This window comes from Parazoarcus communis (assembly GCF_003111645.1).
GTDB classification, from domain to species: domain Bacteria; phylum Pseudomonadota; class Gammaproteobacteria; order Burkholderiales; family Rhodocyclaceae; genus Parazoarcus; species Parazoarcus communis_A.
In genome coordinates, this window is the sequence record NZ_CP022187.1 from 2860551 (window position 1) to 2874752 (window position 14202).

Here is a 14202-nt window from a genome sequence, read left to right on the forward strand (position 1 = left end):
TCAGACACGCAGTATACATCCCCTCCGGCCATCCACATGCCCACCTCAGAACACACCGTTTCCGCACCGCCGACGGCTGGTGACAGTGCCACCCTTCGCAGCCGCGGCATACAGCGCACCGCCCTGGTCGCCATCGTCACCAATGCCGTGCTTGCGGTCAGCCAGATCATCATCGGCCTGTTTGCAAACGCGTTCAGCCTGGTCGCCGACGCCGCCCATACCTTTTCCGATCTCGTGACCGACCTGCTGGTTCTGCTTGCAGGCCGGCACGGCGCAGACCCGGCCGATCACGACCACCCCTACGGCCACGGCCGCATCGAAACCATCACGTCGCTGCTGCTCGGCGCCGTGCTGACCGCGGTGGGCATCGGTTTTCTCCTCAGCTCCGGCGTACGGCTGCAGAACATGGATGGTCTCCCCGCCCTGCATCCGGCCGCACTGGTCGTGGCGGTCATCACCCTCTTCGCCAAGGAAGGCCTGTTCCGCTACACCCTGGCTGCAAGCCGCCGGTTCAAGGCCCCGATACTGGAAGCGAATGCGTGGCACGCGCGCTCGGACGCCGCATCCTCGCTGGTAGTTGCCGTGGGGATCGGGGGCAGCCTGTCGGGCTACGCATTCCTCGAGCCGCTGGCCGCCGCCGTCGTCGGCTTCCTGATCATGCACATGGGACTCAAGCTGGCCTGGAAGGCCGTGCGTGAGCTCATCGACACCGGCTTGCCGGAGGAGGACGTCGCGCGACTGCGCCAGACCATCGTCGCGACGCCCGGCGTGATCGGCCTGCACGAGCTGCGCACACGGCGCATGGCCGACCGCGTGCTGTGCGATGCCCACGTTCAGGTCGATCCCCGCATCACCGTATCGGAAGGGCACCACATCTCGGACAGCGTCTACATGGCGGTGCGCACCGCACATCCGGAAGTCAAGGATGTGCTGGTGCACATCGACCCCGAAGACGACGATGCCGTGCCGTCCGTGCCGCTGGGCCCCCTCCCCGAGCGCAGAATCATCGCATCCGACCTGCAGGCCCTGATCGGGATCGACGGGCCGGCACCGCGTCGCACTCAGGTGCATTACCTGGGGCAACGCATCGAAGTTGACGCTTTTTTTGCCGAGGATGATGCACCGGCCGTCATGGATGCACTCAAACGGCGCACGGAGACCTGGATGCGCGCGCATCCACACTATCGACGGATCTCTTTCTTTGTCGAGATTGCACCACACTGATGCACACATCTCCATTTACGCACCTTGTTGGTGCAATCAGGATGCCTGTATCGGCAAGATGCCCTTGTGGCACAATGATCGGAGGACAGAACTTGGGTGGCACGGATACTGCTAGCATCCGCGACAACGGAAGTCTGGCCGTTATCTGACTGATCTTTTCGAATAACTTGCCTCATCTCACCAGGAGTGAATATGAACGCTCAAGACGTCATGAAAATGATTCAGGAAAATGAAGTCCGCTTCATTGACCTGCGCTTTACCGATACCCGCGGCAAGGAACAGCACGTTGGCCTGCCGGTTTCGGCCTTCGAAGAAGATCACTTCGAGCATGGTCACCCGTTCGACGGTTCCTCGATCGCCGGCTGGAAGGGCATCCAGGCCTCCGACATGATCCTGCTGCCGGAAGCAAGCTCCGCCTACATCGACCCGTTCTTCGACGAGACCACCCTGGTCCTGACCTGCGACGTCATCGAGCCGTCCGACGGCAAGGGCTACGACCGCGACCCGCGCTCGATCGCCAAGCGCGCCGAGGCATACCTCAAGAGCACCGGCATCGGTGACACCGCCTTCTTTGGCCCGGAACCCGAATTCTTCATCTTCGACGCAGTCGAGTGGTCGGTCGACATGTCCGGCGTCTTCAGCAAGATCATCTCTGAAGAAGCTGCCTGGTCCACCGCCGACAAGTTCGAAGGCGGCAACACCGGTCACCGTCCGCGCGTCAAGGGCGGCTACTTCCCGGTTCCCCCGGTCGACAGCCTCAACGACATCCGCGCTGCAATGTGCCTGGCACTCGAAGCTGCTGGCGTGCCGGTCGAAGTTCACCACCACGAAGTGGCCAACGCCGGCCAGTGCGAAATCGGCACCAAGTTCAGCACCCTGACCAAGCGTGCCGACTGGACCCAGGTTCTGAAGTACATCGTGCACAACGTGTCGCACCAGTACGGCAAGACCGCCACCTTCATGCCCAAGCCCATCGTTGGCGACAACGGCTCCGGCATGCACGTTCACCAGTCGATCTGGAAGGACGGCCAGAACCTGTTCGCAGGCAACGGCTACGCCGGCCTGTCGGAAACCGCGCTGTACTACATCGGCGGCATCATCAAGCACGCTCGCGCGCTGAACGCCATCACCAACCCGGGCACCAACTCGTACAAGCGTCTGGTTCCCCACTACGAAGCGCCGACCAAGCTGGCTTACTCCGCCCGCAACCGTTCCGCCTCGATCCGTATCCCCTACGTCGCCAACCCGAAGGGTCGTCGTATCGAAGCACGCTTCCCGGATCCCCTGGCCAACCCCTACCTGTGCTTCTCCGCACTGATGATGGCGGGTCTGGACGGCATCCAGAACAAGATCCACCCGGGCGATCCGGCTGACAAGAACCTGTACGATCTGCCGCCGGAAGAAGACGCGCTGATCCCGACCGTGTGCACCAGCCTCGAACAGGCGCTGGAGTACCTGGACAAGGACCGCGAGTTCCTGACCCGTGGCGGTGTGTTCTCCAACGACTTCATCGATGCCTACATCGCACTGAAGATGGAAGAAGTCGACCGCATGCGCGTGACCACCCACCCGGTGGAATTCGACATGTACTACAGCCTGTAATCTTCCGATTACGACGGCATCGAAAGGGACGGGCATTGCCCGTCCCTTTTTTATCGGGTCTAATCTCCCACAAGGTTGCTTTTCGACCCGGCATGCCTCGCAAACGCTTGTGCAGCCATGATCTCGACAACTTCAAGAGACCCATGCGAACACTGCCGCTGATCCTTGCTCTTTGTATCGCCCCGCTGGCACACGCCCAGGTTTACAAGTGCGTCGACGCGGAGGGCAGAACCACTTACACCAACGATCGCAGCCTTGCCCGCGGCTGCAGTCAGCTGGAGGGCGACCAGTCGGTCTCCTCGATCCCCGCACCACGGCCATCCACAGTGCAGCCTACGCCATCGAGCTTCCCCAAGGTCAGCCCCGATGCGCAGCGCGAGCGCGATGATTCCCGTCGCAAGGTACTTGAATCCGAGCTCGCAACCGAAGAGGCTGCCCTTACCGAGGCGCGCAAGGCGCTGTCCGAACAGGAAGCCATCCGCCTCGGCAACGAACGCAACTACCAGAAAGTGCTGGACCGTCTGCAACCGTTCAAGGACAAGGTGGAACTGCACCAGCGCAATGTGGACGCGCTGCGCCGGGAGCTCTCCGGCCTCCGTTAGCAAGAGCCTGGCGTGGTTCTTGCGTAGTAAATCGCAAACAACCGAAACCACCCATGGCACACCATCCGCATCCTCCGGTAACAGGCCCCTTCGCCGGGCTCGAACTCCTCTCCTCAGCCGTCGTTCTGATCGATGAGAAGCTGATCGTCCGTTACATCAATCCCGGCGCCGAGAACCTTTTTGCCATCAGCCGCCGCAAGCTGATCGGCCTGCCCTTGTCGCGCCTGCTTGGCGAGCCTCCAGGACTCGGCACCGCGCTGCAGAACGCATTGCGTACCAGCTGGAGCTACACCGGTCAGGACCTGAAGATTCAGCGCTCCGAAACCGAGACCATCCATCTCGACTGCACGGTCAGCCCGATCGATGCGACGGGGGTGCGCCTGCTGCTGGAGTTTCGCCCTATTGACGCGCAGCTGCGGGTGGCGCGCGAGGAGCAGTTGCTGCAGCAGCAGCAGGCCAACCGCGAGCTGATCCGCAACCTTGCGCATGAGATCAAGAACCCCCTGGGGGGCATTCGCGGCTCCGCGCAATTGCTGGAACGCGAACTCGCCGATCCACTGCTGCGCGAATATACCGAAGTCATCATCGCCGAGGCGGATCGCCTGCAGGATCTGATGAACCGCCTGCTGACCTCGCACAGCATGATGCGCCCTGCGCAGCTCAACATTCATGACGTGCTCGAACGCGTGCGCCGACTCATCCTGGCCGAGTTCCCGGAACTGATCATCCGCCGCGACTACGACACCAGCCTGCCCGAACTGACCGCAGACCGGGAGCAGCTGATCCAGGCCATTCTCAACATCACGCGCAACGCCGCGCAAGCCCTTGAAGGCTGCGGCGAGATCATCCTGCGCACGCGAGTCGCCCGTCAGGTGACGCTTGCCAAGCGTCGCTTCAAACTGGCACTGGAATTGCAAGTGGTCGACAACGGCCCCGGCATCCCGGAAGAGATCAGCGACAAGATTTTCTATCCGCTGGTATCGGGGCGAGACGGCGGGAGCGGCCTTGGCCTGTCACTGGCACAGAGTTTTGTGGAGCAGCATCAGGGCATGATCGATGTGGACAGCCACCCGGGACGCACCTGCTTCACCATTCTGATTCCGATTACCGAGCGGACCTGAGCATGTGCACAGCCGTCCGCACCAAAAAAGTGCATAGATCATGAATACTGTCTGGATCATCGATGACGATCGCTCCATCCGCTGGGTCCTGGAAAAGGCGCTCAGCCGCGAGGAGATCAACCACCGCAGCTTCGCCTCCGCGAATGAAGCGCTGGAGGAGCTCGAATCATCCAGCCAGCCGCCCAATGTCATGCTGTCGGACATCCGCATGCCCGGCGAATCGGGCCTGACCCTGCTGCAGCGGGTGAAGACCCGCTTCCCGCAGGTGCCCGTCATCATCATGACGGCGTACTCCGACCTCGAAAGCGCGGTGTCGGCGTTTCAGGGCGGAGCTTTCGAGTACCTGCCCAAACCCTTCGACGTCGATCAGGCCGTCGCGCTCGTCCGGCGTGCGCTGGAGCAAAGTCCGCACCAGGAAGGTGCAATAGAGGAAACCACTGTTGCACCGGAAATCCTCGGCCAGGCGCCTTCGATGCAGGAAGTCTTCCGGGCCATCGGCCGCCTGTCCCAGTCCCATGCGACCGTGATGATCAATGGCGAGTCCGGCACCGGCAAGGAGCTCGTTGCCCGCGCGCTGCACCGTCACAGCCCGCGGCGCGATGCACCCTTCATCGCCATCAACACCGCAGCCATTCCGCGCGACCTGCTCGAGTCCGAACTGTTCGGCCATGAGCGCGGCGCCTTCACCGGGGCCGCCACGCAGCGTCGCGGCCGCTTCGAACAGGCTGCCGACGGCACGCTCTTCCTCGACGAGATCGGCGACATGCCGTCCGAGCTCCAGACCCGCCTGCTGCGGGTGCTGTCGGACGGAAACTTCTACCGCGTCGGCGGTCATCAGCCTATCCGCGCCAATGTGCGCGTGATTGCGGCCACCCACCAGGATCTGGAAGAGCGCGTGCGCCAGGGGCTGTTCCGGGAAGACCTGTTCCATCGCCTCAACGTGATCCGCCTGCGCCTGCCGCCCTTGCGAGAGCGGCGCGAGGACGTTCCCATCCTGGTACGTCACTTCCTGCTGCGCAGCGCGCAGGAGCTCAGCGTCGAGAGCAAGCGCATTTCGGATGCAGCGCAGAAATACCTTCAGGCCATGCCTTTCCCCGGCAACGTGCGCCAGCTCGAGAATCTGTGCCACTGGCTCACGGTGATGGCCCCCGGCCAGGTCATCGAAGTGGCAGACCTGCCGCCGGAGATGCGCGACCAGCCGATGCGGGAGTCGCCGGTCAACTGGGTCGACGGCCTCGGCCTGGAAGCCGACCGCCTGATCTCGACCGCACCCGGCGAAGTGTTCGATCGTCTGACCAAGGAGTTCGAGCGCACCCTCATCCGGCGCGCCCTGACCGCCACCGGCGGACGCCGCATCGAGGCCGCACAGTTGCTCGGCATCGGTCGCAACACCATCACCCGCAAGATTCAGGAACTGGGCATGGATGACGATCGCTCACCGCCCGGCGACAGCGATCAGGAGAGCTGATCCGCCCCGGATGAGGCGAAGGCCTCGTAGATGACCGCCAGATGAAGGATAATCCCGGGCCAAATGCCACCCGGGACGGTCCGCTTGAGCTCTCTCCCTGACAATACCGCGCCAGACCTGTCAGCCCTTGCTGCTGCGCTGGGTTCGCTTGCGCACGATTTCAGCGTGCGCTGGCTGGAGACCTGCGTCTCGACCAACACCGAGCTGATGACGCACACTCCGGCGGACGACGGCCGGATTCACGTACTGGTCACCAGCGCGCAGACCGGCGGTCGCGGCAGGCGTGGCCGGCAGTGGCTCTCGTGGCCCGGACACAGCCTGACCTTTTCCGCCCTGTGGCGCTTCATGCCCGGCGCCCCGGTGCCGGCCGGGCTGTCGCTCGTGGTCGGGCTGGCGCTCGCACTCACCTTTGAGAAGCTCGGGGTCGAAGGCGTGCAGCTGAAGTGGCCCAATGATGTCCTTGTTCACGGACACAAGCTGGCAGGCGTGCTCGTCGAGCTGATTCCCGGTCGTGGCCGCACGATGGCGGCCGTGGTCGGCATTGGCATCAATATCGGACTGCCAGCCGGCGTACACATCCCGGAGCAGGCGGGCGTCAGCGATCTCACCCGCGAGCTGGGGCGCGCGCCCAGCCGTGAGGCCCTGCTCGGCCTGGTCCTGACCGAACTCCACGGCCTGTTCCAGACCTACGCCGTCGCAGGCTTCGATGCCTTGCGCGGCGCCTGGGAACAACACAATGCCTTTGCCAGCCTGCCGGTCAGGATCACCGGTGAAGGCAAGGACGTCGTCGGCACCTGTGTCGGCGTCGACGAAGACGGCGCACTGCTGATCCAGGGCGACAGCGGCCTGGTCCGCATCCTGTCGGGCGAAGTCTCACTGAGGCCAAACACATGATCCTGCTGATCGATGCCGGCAACACCCGGATCAAATGGCGCCTGCACGGCACGCCGACGCCCGTCGAGGGCGCCTGCGAGCACGACCAGCTCGAGGCGCTCGATGCCGTCCTGGCAGAGACCCCCGGCATTCGCCGCATGATTGGCGCCAACGTGGCCGGCCCGGGCGTAGGCGGCCAGATCGGCACGCTCGCAGCACAGCGCGGGATGACCCCGGAATGGATCACCCCGGACGCCGAACGCTGCGGCGTGCGCAATCTCTACCGCCAGCCCGCGCAGCTCGGTGCCGACCGCTGGGCCGCATTGATCGGTGCGCGTTCGCAACACCCCCATGCCTGCCTCGTGGTGATGGCGGGCACGGCGACCACCATCGATCTGCTTGATGCTGCGGGCGACTTCCTTGGCGGCCTGATCCTGCCCGGCGTCGCGCTGATGCAGCGCGCACTGGCCTCGAACACGGCGCAGCTGCCGCTGGCGAGCGGCCAGTTCAGCCCCACGCCGCGCAGCACGGCCGACGCCATCCTCTCCGGCTGCCTGCAGGCACAGGCCGGCGCGGTGGAGCGGATGTTCCGCCAGATCGAATCGTCTGCAGGCGCGTGCTGCCTGCTTGGCGGTGGCGCGGCAGACGCATTTGCCAGCCTGCTGTCCCTGCCCGTGCAGCGGGTCGACAATCTCGTACTCGACGGCCTCGCCCGCATCGCTCAGGATTCGTGAAACGCCGCGGAGACGGGGCCGTTACCCTGTGCCGTTCGCAGCCTTTTCCGACTTATTCACATCGTCCCTGATCGGGTAAGCTTCAGGCATGACAACCTTGCGCTTTCTGTTCATCCTGCTGGTCATCCTCAACGCGCTGGCTTTCGGTGCACTGAAGGGCTGGTTCGGCTTTGCGGCGCCGGCAGGCGAACCCGAACGCATCAGCAATCAGCTCCATCCCGACCGCATCAGACTGCTGGCGCCGACATCGACACGCGAGAACAGCGCCGCAATCGAGCCGCCCCCTGCGCCCGAACCGGCCGCCCCGCCCGACGAGATCGCGCCGCAGCAGGAGCCCGCCGCCATCGCCGCAGCAGCGGTGCTCATCTGCCAGGCATGGTCTGGCCTCAATGCCTCCGATGCCGACCGGCTGAGCGCACGCCTGGCGGCATCGGGGATGACACCCAGACAGCGCAGCACGGAAGTTCCGACATCATGGTGGGTGCGCATTCCGCCCCAGCCCAATCGTGATGCGGCGGAGCGGCAGGTCAGGGCATTGCGCGCCAAAGGCATCGACGACCTCTTCATCGTCCAGGAAGCCGGCCCCAATCAGTACGCGATTTCGCTGGGTCTGTTCAAGACCGAGGCCTCGTCCAACGTGCATCTGTCCCAACTGCGGGCAAAAGGCGTTCGCGGTGCGGGCATTGCGACGCGCTCGACGGTCGAGTACCGGATCGAGGTCGATGGCGACGAAGCGCAACTGGCATCGATTGCCGAGGATGAGGCGCTGGCGCGGCACCGCACGGACTGTCTGCCGTGAGCACGGCAGGCCCGGTCGTCATCGGCCTGACAGGCGGCATCGGCAGCGGCAAGAGTGCAGCGGCCTCGCGTTTTGCCTCGCACGGCATTGTCGTGGTGGACACCGACCAGATCGCGCACACCCTGACCGGCCCCGATGGCGCGGCCATTCCCCGCATTGCCGAGGTCTTCGGGGCGGAGATGATCACGCCCGACCGTCGCCTCGATCGCGCCCGCATGCGCAACCTGGTGTTCGCCGAGCCGCCCGCCCGCAAGCGGCTCGAGCACATCCTGCATCCGATGATCCGCGCCGAAAGCGAGCGCCAGTGCGAACAGGCATCCAGCCCCTACGTGATACTCGCCGTACCACTGCTGATCGAGTCCGGCACTTACCGCGAACGATGTAGCCGGGTGTGCGTCGTGGATTGCCCGGAAAGTGTGCAGATCGAGCGCGTCCGCGCGCGCAGCGGACTGGACGAAAACGAAGTGCGCGCCATCATGGCCACCCAGGCCACCCGCGCCGCAAGGCTTGCCGCAGCCGACGACGTGATAGACAACAGTGGTACGCTGAAAGCGCTGGAAACGCAGGTCGACGCCCTGCATGCGTCCTATCTGGCGCTTGCCGGCTGAAGCCGCAAGTCACGGCTGCCAGCCTTTGGCCGAAGCGTCTGTAACCCCTGTGCTATCATCGTCCGCTAACCCGGTACTTCCACCAGCCTTCGGAACGTGTGCGTGATCAGCTACGAATATCCTCTCAATGAGCGTATCCGCACTCTGCTGCGCCTCGAGGACCTGTTTCGCAAGCATGCCCATTTTTGCAGCAGCGATGCGCCGCTCGACAACCACGCCGGCCTGCTGAGCCTGTTCGAGATTCTCGAAGTGGCCGGCCGGGCCGACCTCAAGGTCGACCTCGTCCAGGAACTCGAACGCCAGCGCCAGATTCTGATCTCCTTCCGCAACAACCCGGAGATCTCGGAAGAAGCCCTGTCGGGTGCGCTCTACGAAATCGAGCAGGCCTCATCCGGGTTGCTCGCGATGGCGGGCAAGATCGGCCAGTACCTGCGCGAAAATGAATGGCTGATGGGAATCCGCAGCCGTGCGGCGATTCCCGGTGGCGTATGCCAGTTCGACCTGCCCTCCTATCACTTCTGGCTCAGCCGCGAGGCCGACGCGCGTCGGCGCGACCTCGACACCTGGGCGCGGCCGATGGCACCGATACGCAGCGGTCTGGAGATCGTCCTGCGCCTGCTGCGCAGCAGCGGTCGTCCAGAAGAGCTGCGGGCCAAGGCAGGCACGTTTCAGATGACGATGGCGGGGCGTACGGCCCAGATGCTGCGCATTCGCATTCCGCGCTCGGAGCCGGTCATCCCCGAGATCAGCGCCAACAAGTACGCGCTCAACATCCGCTTCATGCTGCCCGAAACCGTCGTCCGGCCACGGGTTGCCGAGCGCGACATCCCCTTTGAACTGACCTTCTGCAGCCTGTGAACAAACCCGACCCAGCACCCCGCATGGTCCGCTGTCCGCAGTGCGGAAAGATGACCGAATGGCGCACCGAAAACCGGTTCCGCCCCTTCTGCTCGGAACGCTGCAAACAGCTCGACCTCGGCGCATGGGCGTCGGAAAGCTATCGCGTCCCGACCTCCCCACCGGACGCCGGCGAAGACACGCCGTCCTAGTCGCGGCGCGGCGTGCGCCAGCAGGACCGGATCGCCGCCACACCATGCGCCCCGGCAAGACGGGCATCCGTCATGTCGGCGTCGTCCAGCCCGCCCAGAGCGAACACCGGCATCGGCAGGTCTGCACGCAGCGCCGCAAATGCATCCCACCCCAAGGCAGGCTGCCCGGGATGGCTGAGCGTTTCCTTCACCGGCCCCAGCAGCACGTAGTCGAGCTCCAGCGCTGCGGCCCGCTCGAGCTCCTCGCGGCTGTGACATGATGCCCCGACCCACTCGAACGCCGGTCGCTGCGTCAGTTCCGCGAGCCGGCGGGCGGGCAGATGCAGACCGTCCGCTCCCGCCTCATCAGCCAGAGCCTCGTCATCATTGATCACCACCAGTGCGCCGACCGCATGGGCGCGACGCACGACCTCTGTCGCAAACGCCCGCCGCTCGCGCGCGTCCAGCCCCGCTTCGCGCACCTGCACCATCCCAAGCCCCTGTGCGAGCGCCTGATCCAGCGCATCGAGCTGGGCGGCAACGCCCATCGCTGCAGCACAGGTGATTCCCATCCTGCGCGGCAGGCGCAGCGCCTTCAGGATCGGACCGTTCGCGGGCAGCATCGGCGAACGGTCGACATGCCCCGGTTGCACCCAGGCCAGGGCGCTGTGCACATGATCGTTTACTGCGCCCTGCCACTGCGGCACTTCAAAGAAGTGCAGCCGCACATGCGCGTGCTCGTAGGCGTGCTCCCTGACCAGCCACGGATATAGGCGCTCGACACGGATACCGAGTTCCTCATCGAGCTCACGCTTCAGCGCATCCGCCGGCGATTCGCCCGCCTCGACCTTGCCACCGGGAAACTCCCAGTAACCCGGATAGAAGGTTCCGGGCGCACGCTGTCCGATGAGGAAACTGCCATCTTCACGCGTGATGACGCCGGCCGCCACATTGACCACCTTCCTCGACATCACTCAGTCCTCCAGCTGGCCCGCGTAATCCCGGGCAAACTGCCAGGCCACCCGACCCGATCGCGACCCCCGCATCAAGGCCCACTGCAGGGCTTCCTGGCGGGCAGCGGCCAGCTTGCGCTTGGGAACACCAAAGACGCGGAGCCAGTGCGCAACGATGTCGAGATACTCGTCCTGAGCGAAGGGATAAAAGGAGATCCAGAGGCCGAAGCGCTCGGACAGCGACACTTTCTCCTCCACCGCCTCGCCGGGGTGAACCTCGCCGTCCACATGCCGCGCCTGAAGGTTCTCGTCGTGATACTCGGGCATCAGGTGGCGACGGTTGGATGTCGCGTACAGCAGCACATTGTCTGCCACGGCAGAGACGGAGCCGTCGAGCACGCTCTTGAGCGCCTTGTACGCCCCTTCCCCCTCTTCAAAAGAGAGATCGTCACAAAACACGATGAAACGCTCGGGACGTCCGGCCAGCATCTCCATGATCTCGGGCAGGTCCGTCAGATCGGCCTTGTCCACTTCGACCACACGCAGGCCCTGGTCGCCGTACTCGTTGAGCAGTGCCTTGATCAGCGATGACTTGCCGGTGCCACGCGCGCCGGTCAGAAGCACGTTGTTGGCGCGCTTGCCGGCGAGGAACTGGCGCGTATTGCGATCGATGCGCGCTTTCTGGTCATCGATGTCCTGCAGATCCTTCAGACGAATCCCGTGCGGCACGCCCACGGCCTGCAAGCTCCCGCGCCCATGACGCCGCCGCCACAGGAAGGCGTGCGCCGCGCTCCAGTCGGGTGGCGCTGCCGGTCCCGGCAGAATGCCCTCCAGCCGCTCAAGCACCCGCTCCGCCCTGCAGATGAGGGCACTCAGTTCATTCATTTCCATCGTCTTCGTCCATTCTGTTCTTGCGGCGCGGCCAGGTCGTCCACACGATGATCAGCAACAACAACAGGGCAAGCCCCGCTTCAAGGAAAATGACCCACATTCCATGCCTCTGTGCGTTACAGCCCGGTTACCGGATTCGGAAGCTGACCCCGGTATACTGCGGGGCCGGATGCCCCGAGTTTAACCGATCCCCATCATGAGCCAGGCCCATCACCGCCTTCCGCGACACCTCGCAACCGCCACGCTTGCAGCCCTTCTTGCCGCCTGCGCGACACCGCCACAACCGGCATCGACACCGGTAACGGAAGCGAAACCGCAGGCCTGTGTGCGGACACAAGCCTGTCCGGCCTGCCCTGCATGTCCGCCTCCCGGCGCAACGGCCCCGACGCCTGCCCCGAGTCCGGCGCCCGCGTCCGCTCCCGTGCCCACTCAAGCGCCGCCGGCAGGCCAGGCCGGCACGATGAGCATGTCGACCTGGACGCAGCTCCCCGGCTGGGCCGAAGACGATCTCGCCGCCGCATGGCCGGCCTTCCGCGAGTCCTGCGGGACACTCTCGCGCCGCAATGACTGGAAAGCCGTCTGCGCCCTTGGCGCACGACTGCCCGCCCGCCCTTCAACGAATCAGGTCAAGGCTTTCTTCGAGCAGCACTTCACCCCATGGCGTTCGCTCAACGCCGACGGCTCCGACACCGGACTGGTGACCGGCTACTACGAACCCCTGATCAAGGGTAGCCGGGTCCGCTCCGCCCAGAGCAGGTGGCCGATCCATGCCCCGCCCGAGGACATGCTGACCATCGACCTCGCCAGCGTCTACCCTGAGCTCAAATCGCTGCGCCTGCGCGGGCGGCTCGTCGGCAACAAGGTCGTGCCGTACTGGACGCGCGCCGAACTGGATCAGCGCCAGGAGCTCCTTGCCCCCAGGATTCTGCTGTGGGCAGACGATCCGATCGACCTGTTCTTTCTGCAGGTGCAGGGCTCTGGCCGCGTCGAGCTTCCCGACGGCAGCCGGCTCCGCATCGGTTACGCGGACCAGAACGGACATCCGTATCAATCCATCGGTCGCTGGCTCGTCAGTGAGGGCGAACTGACGCTCGACAAGGCTTCAATGGAAGGCATCCGGCAGTGGGCGCGGGATAATCCCGCCCGCCTCGGCGAGCTGCTCAACAGCAACCCAAGCTATGTCTTCTTCCGCGAACTTCCCGCCAGCACCAGCGGCCCAATCGGCGCCCTCGGGGTCCCGATCACGGAAGAGCGGAGCATCGCCATCGACCCTGCCTACATTCCCCTGGGGGCACCTGTCTTCCTCGCTACCACATGGCCGTACAGCAACCGTGCGCTGAACCGGCTCGTGCTGGCACAGGACACTGGCAGTGCGATCAAGGGGCCGGTACGGGCCGACTACTTCTGGGGTTTTGGTGCGCAGGCCGGAACACAGGCCGGAAAGATGCGGCAGAACGGCCGGATCTGGGTATTGCTCCCGAACGGGGTGAAACCAGCGAATGCGCTGGGTAAAGGCTGATTACGGCAGGGGGCGGCCTTGCACCGCCCCCTGCTCCGATCACTTGGCTGCGATCGCGCCAATCGCCTTTTCCAGTTCTGCTGCCGGCACATAACCACCGATGCGGCTGCCGTTGGACAGGAAGATCGTCGGCGTGCCGTTGATCTTCAGCTTCTGCCCCAGTGCGACGTTGCGATCGATCACACCCGTGTCGCAATCCGCCGTCGCCGGCACCTTCGCGTCGACGATCCAGTCGCTCCAGGCTTTTGCCTTGTCCTTAGCACACCAGATATCACGCGACTTGGTCGTCGAATCGGGACTCAGGATCGGATACAGGAAGGTATAGACGGTCACGTCCTTCATCTGCGCGAGCTCCTTGCCGAGCCGTTTGCAGTAGCCGCAGTTCGGATCCTCGAAGGTGGCGATCACCCGCTTGCCGTTACCTTTGACGTGCTTGATCGCCTGATCGAGCGGAAGCGTCGAAAAGTCGATGGCCGAAAGCTGGTTGAGCCGAAGTTGGGTCATGTCGCGACGGGTCTGTGCGTCGATCACACGACCATCGACAATGAAGCTGACCTTTTCATCGGTGTACACGAGCTCGCCGCTCTTGAGCACAACTTCGTAAAGCCCGGCGTATGGGGTACGCGCAACAGACTCGACTGCAGGCGCACCGACGAATGCCTCCATACCTTTGCGCACGGAAGCTTCATCGGCATGCGCACCAGCACCAAACAGGGACAGGCTCAGTGCAAGCGGAAGCGCACGGGCAAGGCCGGGAAAAGAAAACATCAGGATCTCCAG

The 14202-nt window shown here is 64.4% G+C and carries 15 protein-coding genes; 12 read left to right on the forward strand and 3 right to left on the reverse strand.

Translation table 11 applies throughout. From position 1 onward, the window contains the following. Nucleotides 1-36 precede the first annotated feature (36 nt). The 11 genes from CEW83_RS13060 (at nt 37) to CEW83_RS13110 (ending at nt 10080) form a co-directional block, all read left to right on the forward strand. Nucleotides 37-1224, forward strand: coding sequence for a cation diffusion facilitator family transporter (locus tag CEW83_RS13060; protein WP_108949737.1), 1188 nt, complete (start codon nt 37-39; stop codon nt 1222-1224). A gap of 192 nt (nt 1225-1416) precedes the next feature. After that, complete coding sequence (gene glnA / locus CEW83_RS13065) at nt 1417-2826, forward strand: type I glutamate--ammonia ligase (RefSeq protein ID WP_108949738.1); 1410 nt, start codon at nt 1417-1419, stop codon at nt 2824-2826. Between the two features lie 143 nt (nt 2827-2969). Beyond that, the gene (locus tag CEW83_RS13070) at nt 2970-3428 is read left to right on the forward strand and encodes a DUF4124 domain-containing protein (RefSeq protein ID WP_108951395.1); all 459 of its coding nucleotides are present in this window, start codon (nt 2970-2972) and stop codon (nt 3426-3428) included. Between the two features lie 53 nt (nt 3429-3481). Then, nucleotides 3482-4549, forward strand: coding sequence for a nitrogen regulation protein NR(II) (glnL, locus tag CEW83_RS13075; protein WP_108949739.1), 1068 nt, complete (start codon nt 3482-3484; stop codon nt 4547-4549). Nucleotides 4550-4589: 40 nt separating this feature from the next. Next, on the forward strand, nt 4590-6017 hold the full coding sequence (gene ntrC / locus CEW83_RS13080; RefSeq protein ID WP_108949740.1) for a nitrogen regulation protein NR(I): 1428 nt from the start codon (nt 4590-4592) through the stop codon (nt 6015-6017). 63 nt (nt 6018-6080) lie between these two features. After that, nucleotides 6081-6911 carry a biotin--[acetyl-CoA-carboxylase] ligase gene (locus CEW83_RS13085; RefSeq protein WP_108949741.1) on the forward strand — a complete coding sequence of 277 codons (831 nt, stop codon included), beginning with the start codon at nt 6081-6083 and terminating at the stop codon, nt 6909-6911. Continuing rightward, entirely contained in the window at nt 6908-7624 is a 717-nt protein-coding gene (locus tag CEW83_RS13090; protein WP_108949742.1) for a type III pantothenate kinase, read from the forward strand. Before CEW83_RS13085 ends, CEW83_RS13090 begins: the two co-directional genes overlap by 4 nt. Nucleotides 7625-7712: 88 nt before the next feature. After that, nucleotides 7713-8423 carry an SPOR domain-containing protein gene (locus tag CEW83_RS13095; protein WP_108949743.1) on the forward strand — a complete coding sequence of 237 codons (711 nt, stop codon included), beginning with the start codon at nt 7713-7715 and terminating at the stop codon, nt 8421-8423. Next, nucleotides 8420-9031: a dephospho-CoA kinase gene (coaE, locus tag CEW83_RS13100; RefSeq protein ID WP_199915113.1), complete on the forward strand. Its 612-nt coding sequence runs from the start codon at nt 8420-8422 to the stop codon at nt 9029-9031. Before CEW83_RS13095 ends, coaE begins: the two co-directional genes overlap by 4 nt. Before the next feature lie 102 nt (nt 9032-9133). Then, the gene (gene zapD / locus CEW83_RS13105) at nt 9134-9889 is read left to right on the forward strand and encodes a cell division protein ZapD (RefSeq protein WP_108949745.1); all 756 of its coding nucleotides are present in this window, start codon (nt 9134-9136) and stop codon (nt 9887-9889) included. 23 nt (nt 9890-9912) lie between these two features. Next, nucleotides 9913-10080: a DNA gyrase inhibitor YacG gene (locus CEW83_RS13110; protein ID WP_108951396.1), complete on the forward strand. Its 168-nt coding sequence runs from the start codon at nt 9913-9915 to the stop codon at nt 10078-10080. Here the strand turns inward: CEW83_RS13110 and CEW83_RS13115 are convergent. Both CEW83_RS13115 and CEW83_RS13120 read right to left on the reverse strand, forming a co-directional pair. Then, entirely contained in the window at nt 10077-11030 is a 954-nt protein-coding gene (locus tag CEW83_RS13115) for a Nudix family hydrolase (protein ID WP_108949746.1), read from the reverse strand. The two genes, CEW83_RS13110 and CEW83_RS13115, sit on opposite strands and share 4 nt — an antisense overlap. A 3-nt stretch (nt 11031-11033) precedes the next feature. Continuing rightward, nucleotides 11034-11897, reverse strand: a complete 864-nt coding sequence (locus CEW83_RS13120; RefSeq protein WP_108949747.1) for an ATP-binding protein — start codon at nt 11895-11897, stop codon at nt 11034-11036. Nucleotides 11898-12363: 466 nt separating this feature from the next. On the opposite strand from CEW83_RS13120, the gene CEW83_RS13125 reads away from it, so the two are divergent. Then, nucleotides 12364-13422 (forward strand): murein transglycosylase A, encoded by a 1059-nt coding sequence (locus tag CEW83_RS13125; RefSeq protein WP_234418814.1) that lies wholly within the window; start codon nt 12364-12366, stop codon nt 13420-13422. 39 nt (nt 13423-13461) lie between these two features. Here the strand turns inward: CEW83_RS13125 and CEW83_RS13130 are convergent, their stop codons facing one another. Beyond that, nucleotides 13462-14190 carry a DsbC family protein gene (locus CEW83_RS13130; protein WP_108949749.1) on the reverse strand — a complete coding sequence of 243 codons (729 nt, stop codon included), beginning with the start codon at nt 14188-14190 and terminating at the stop codon, nt 13462-13464. Nucleotides 14191-14202: the final 12 nt, after the last annotated feature.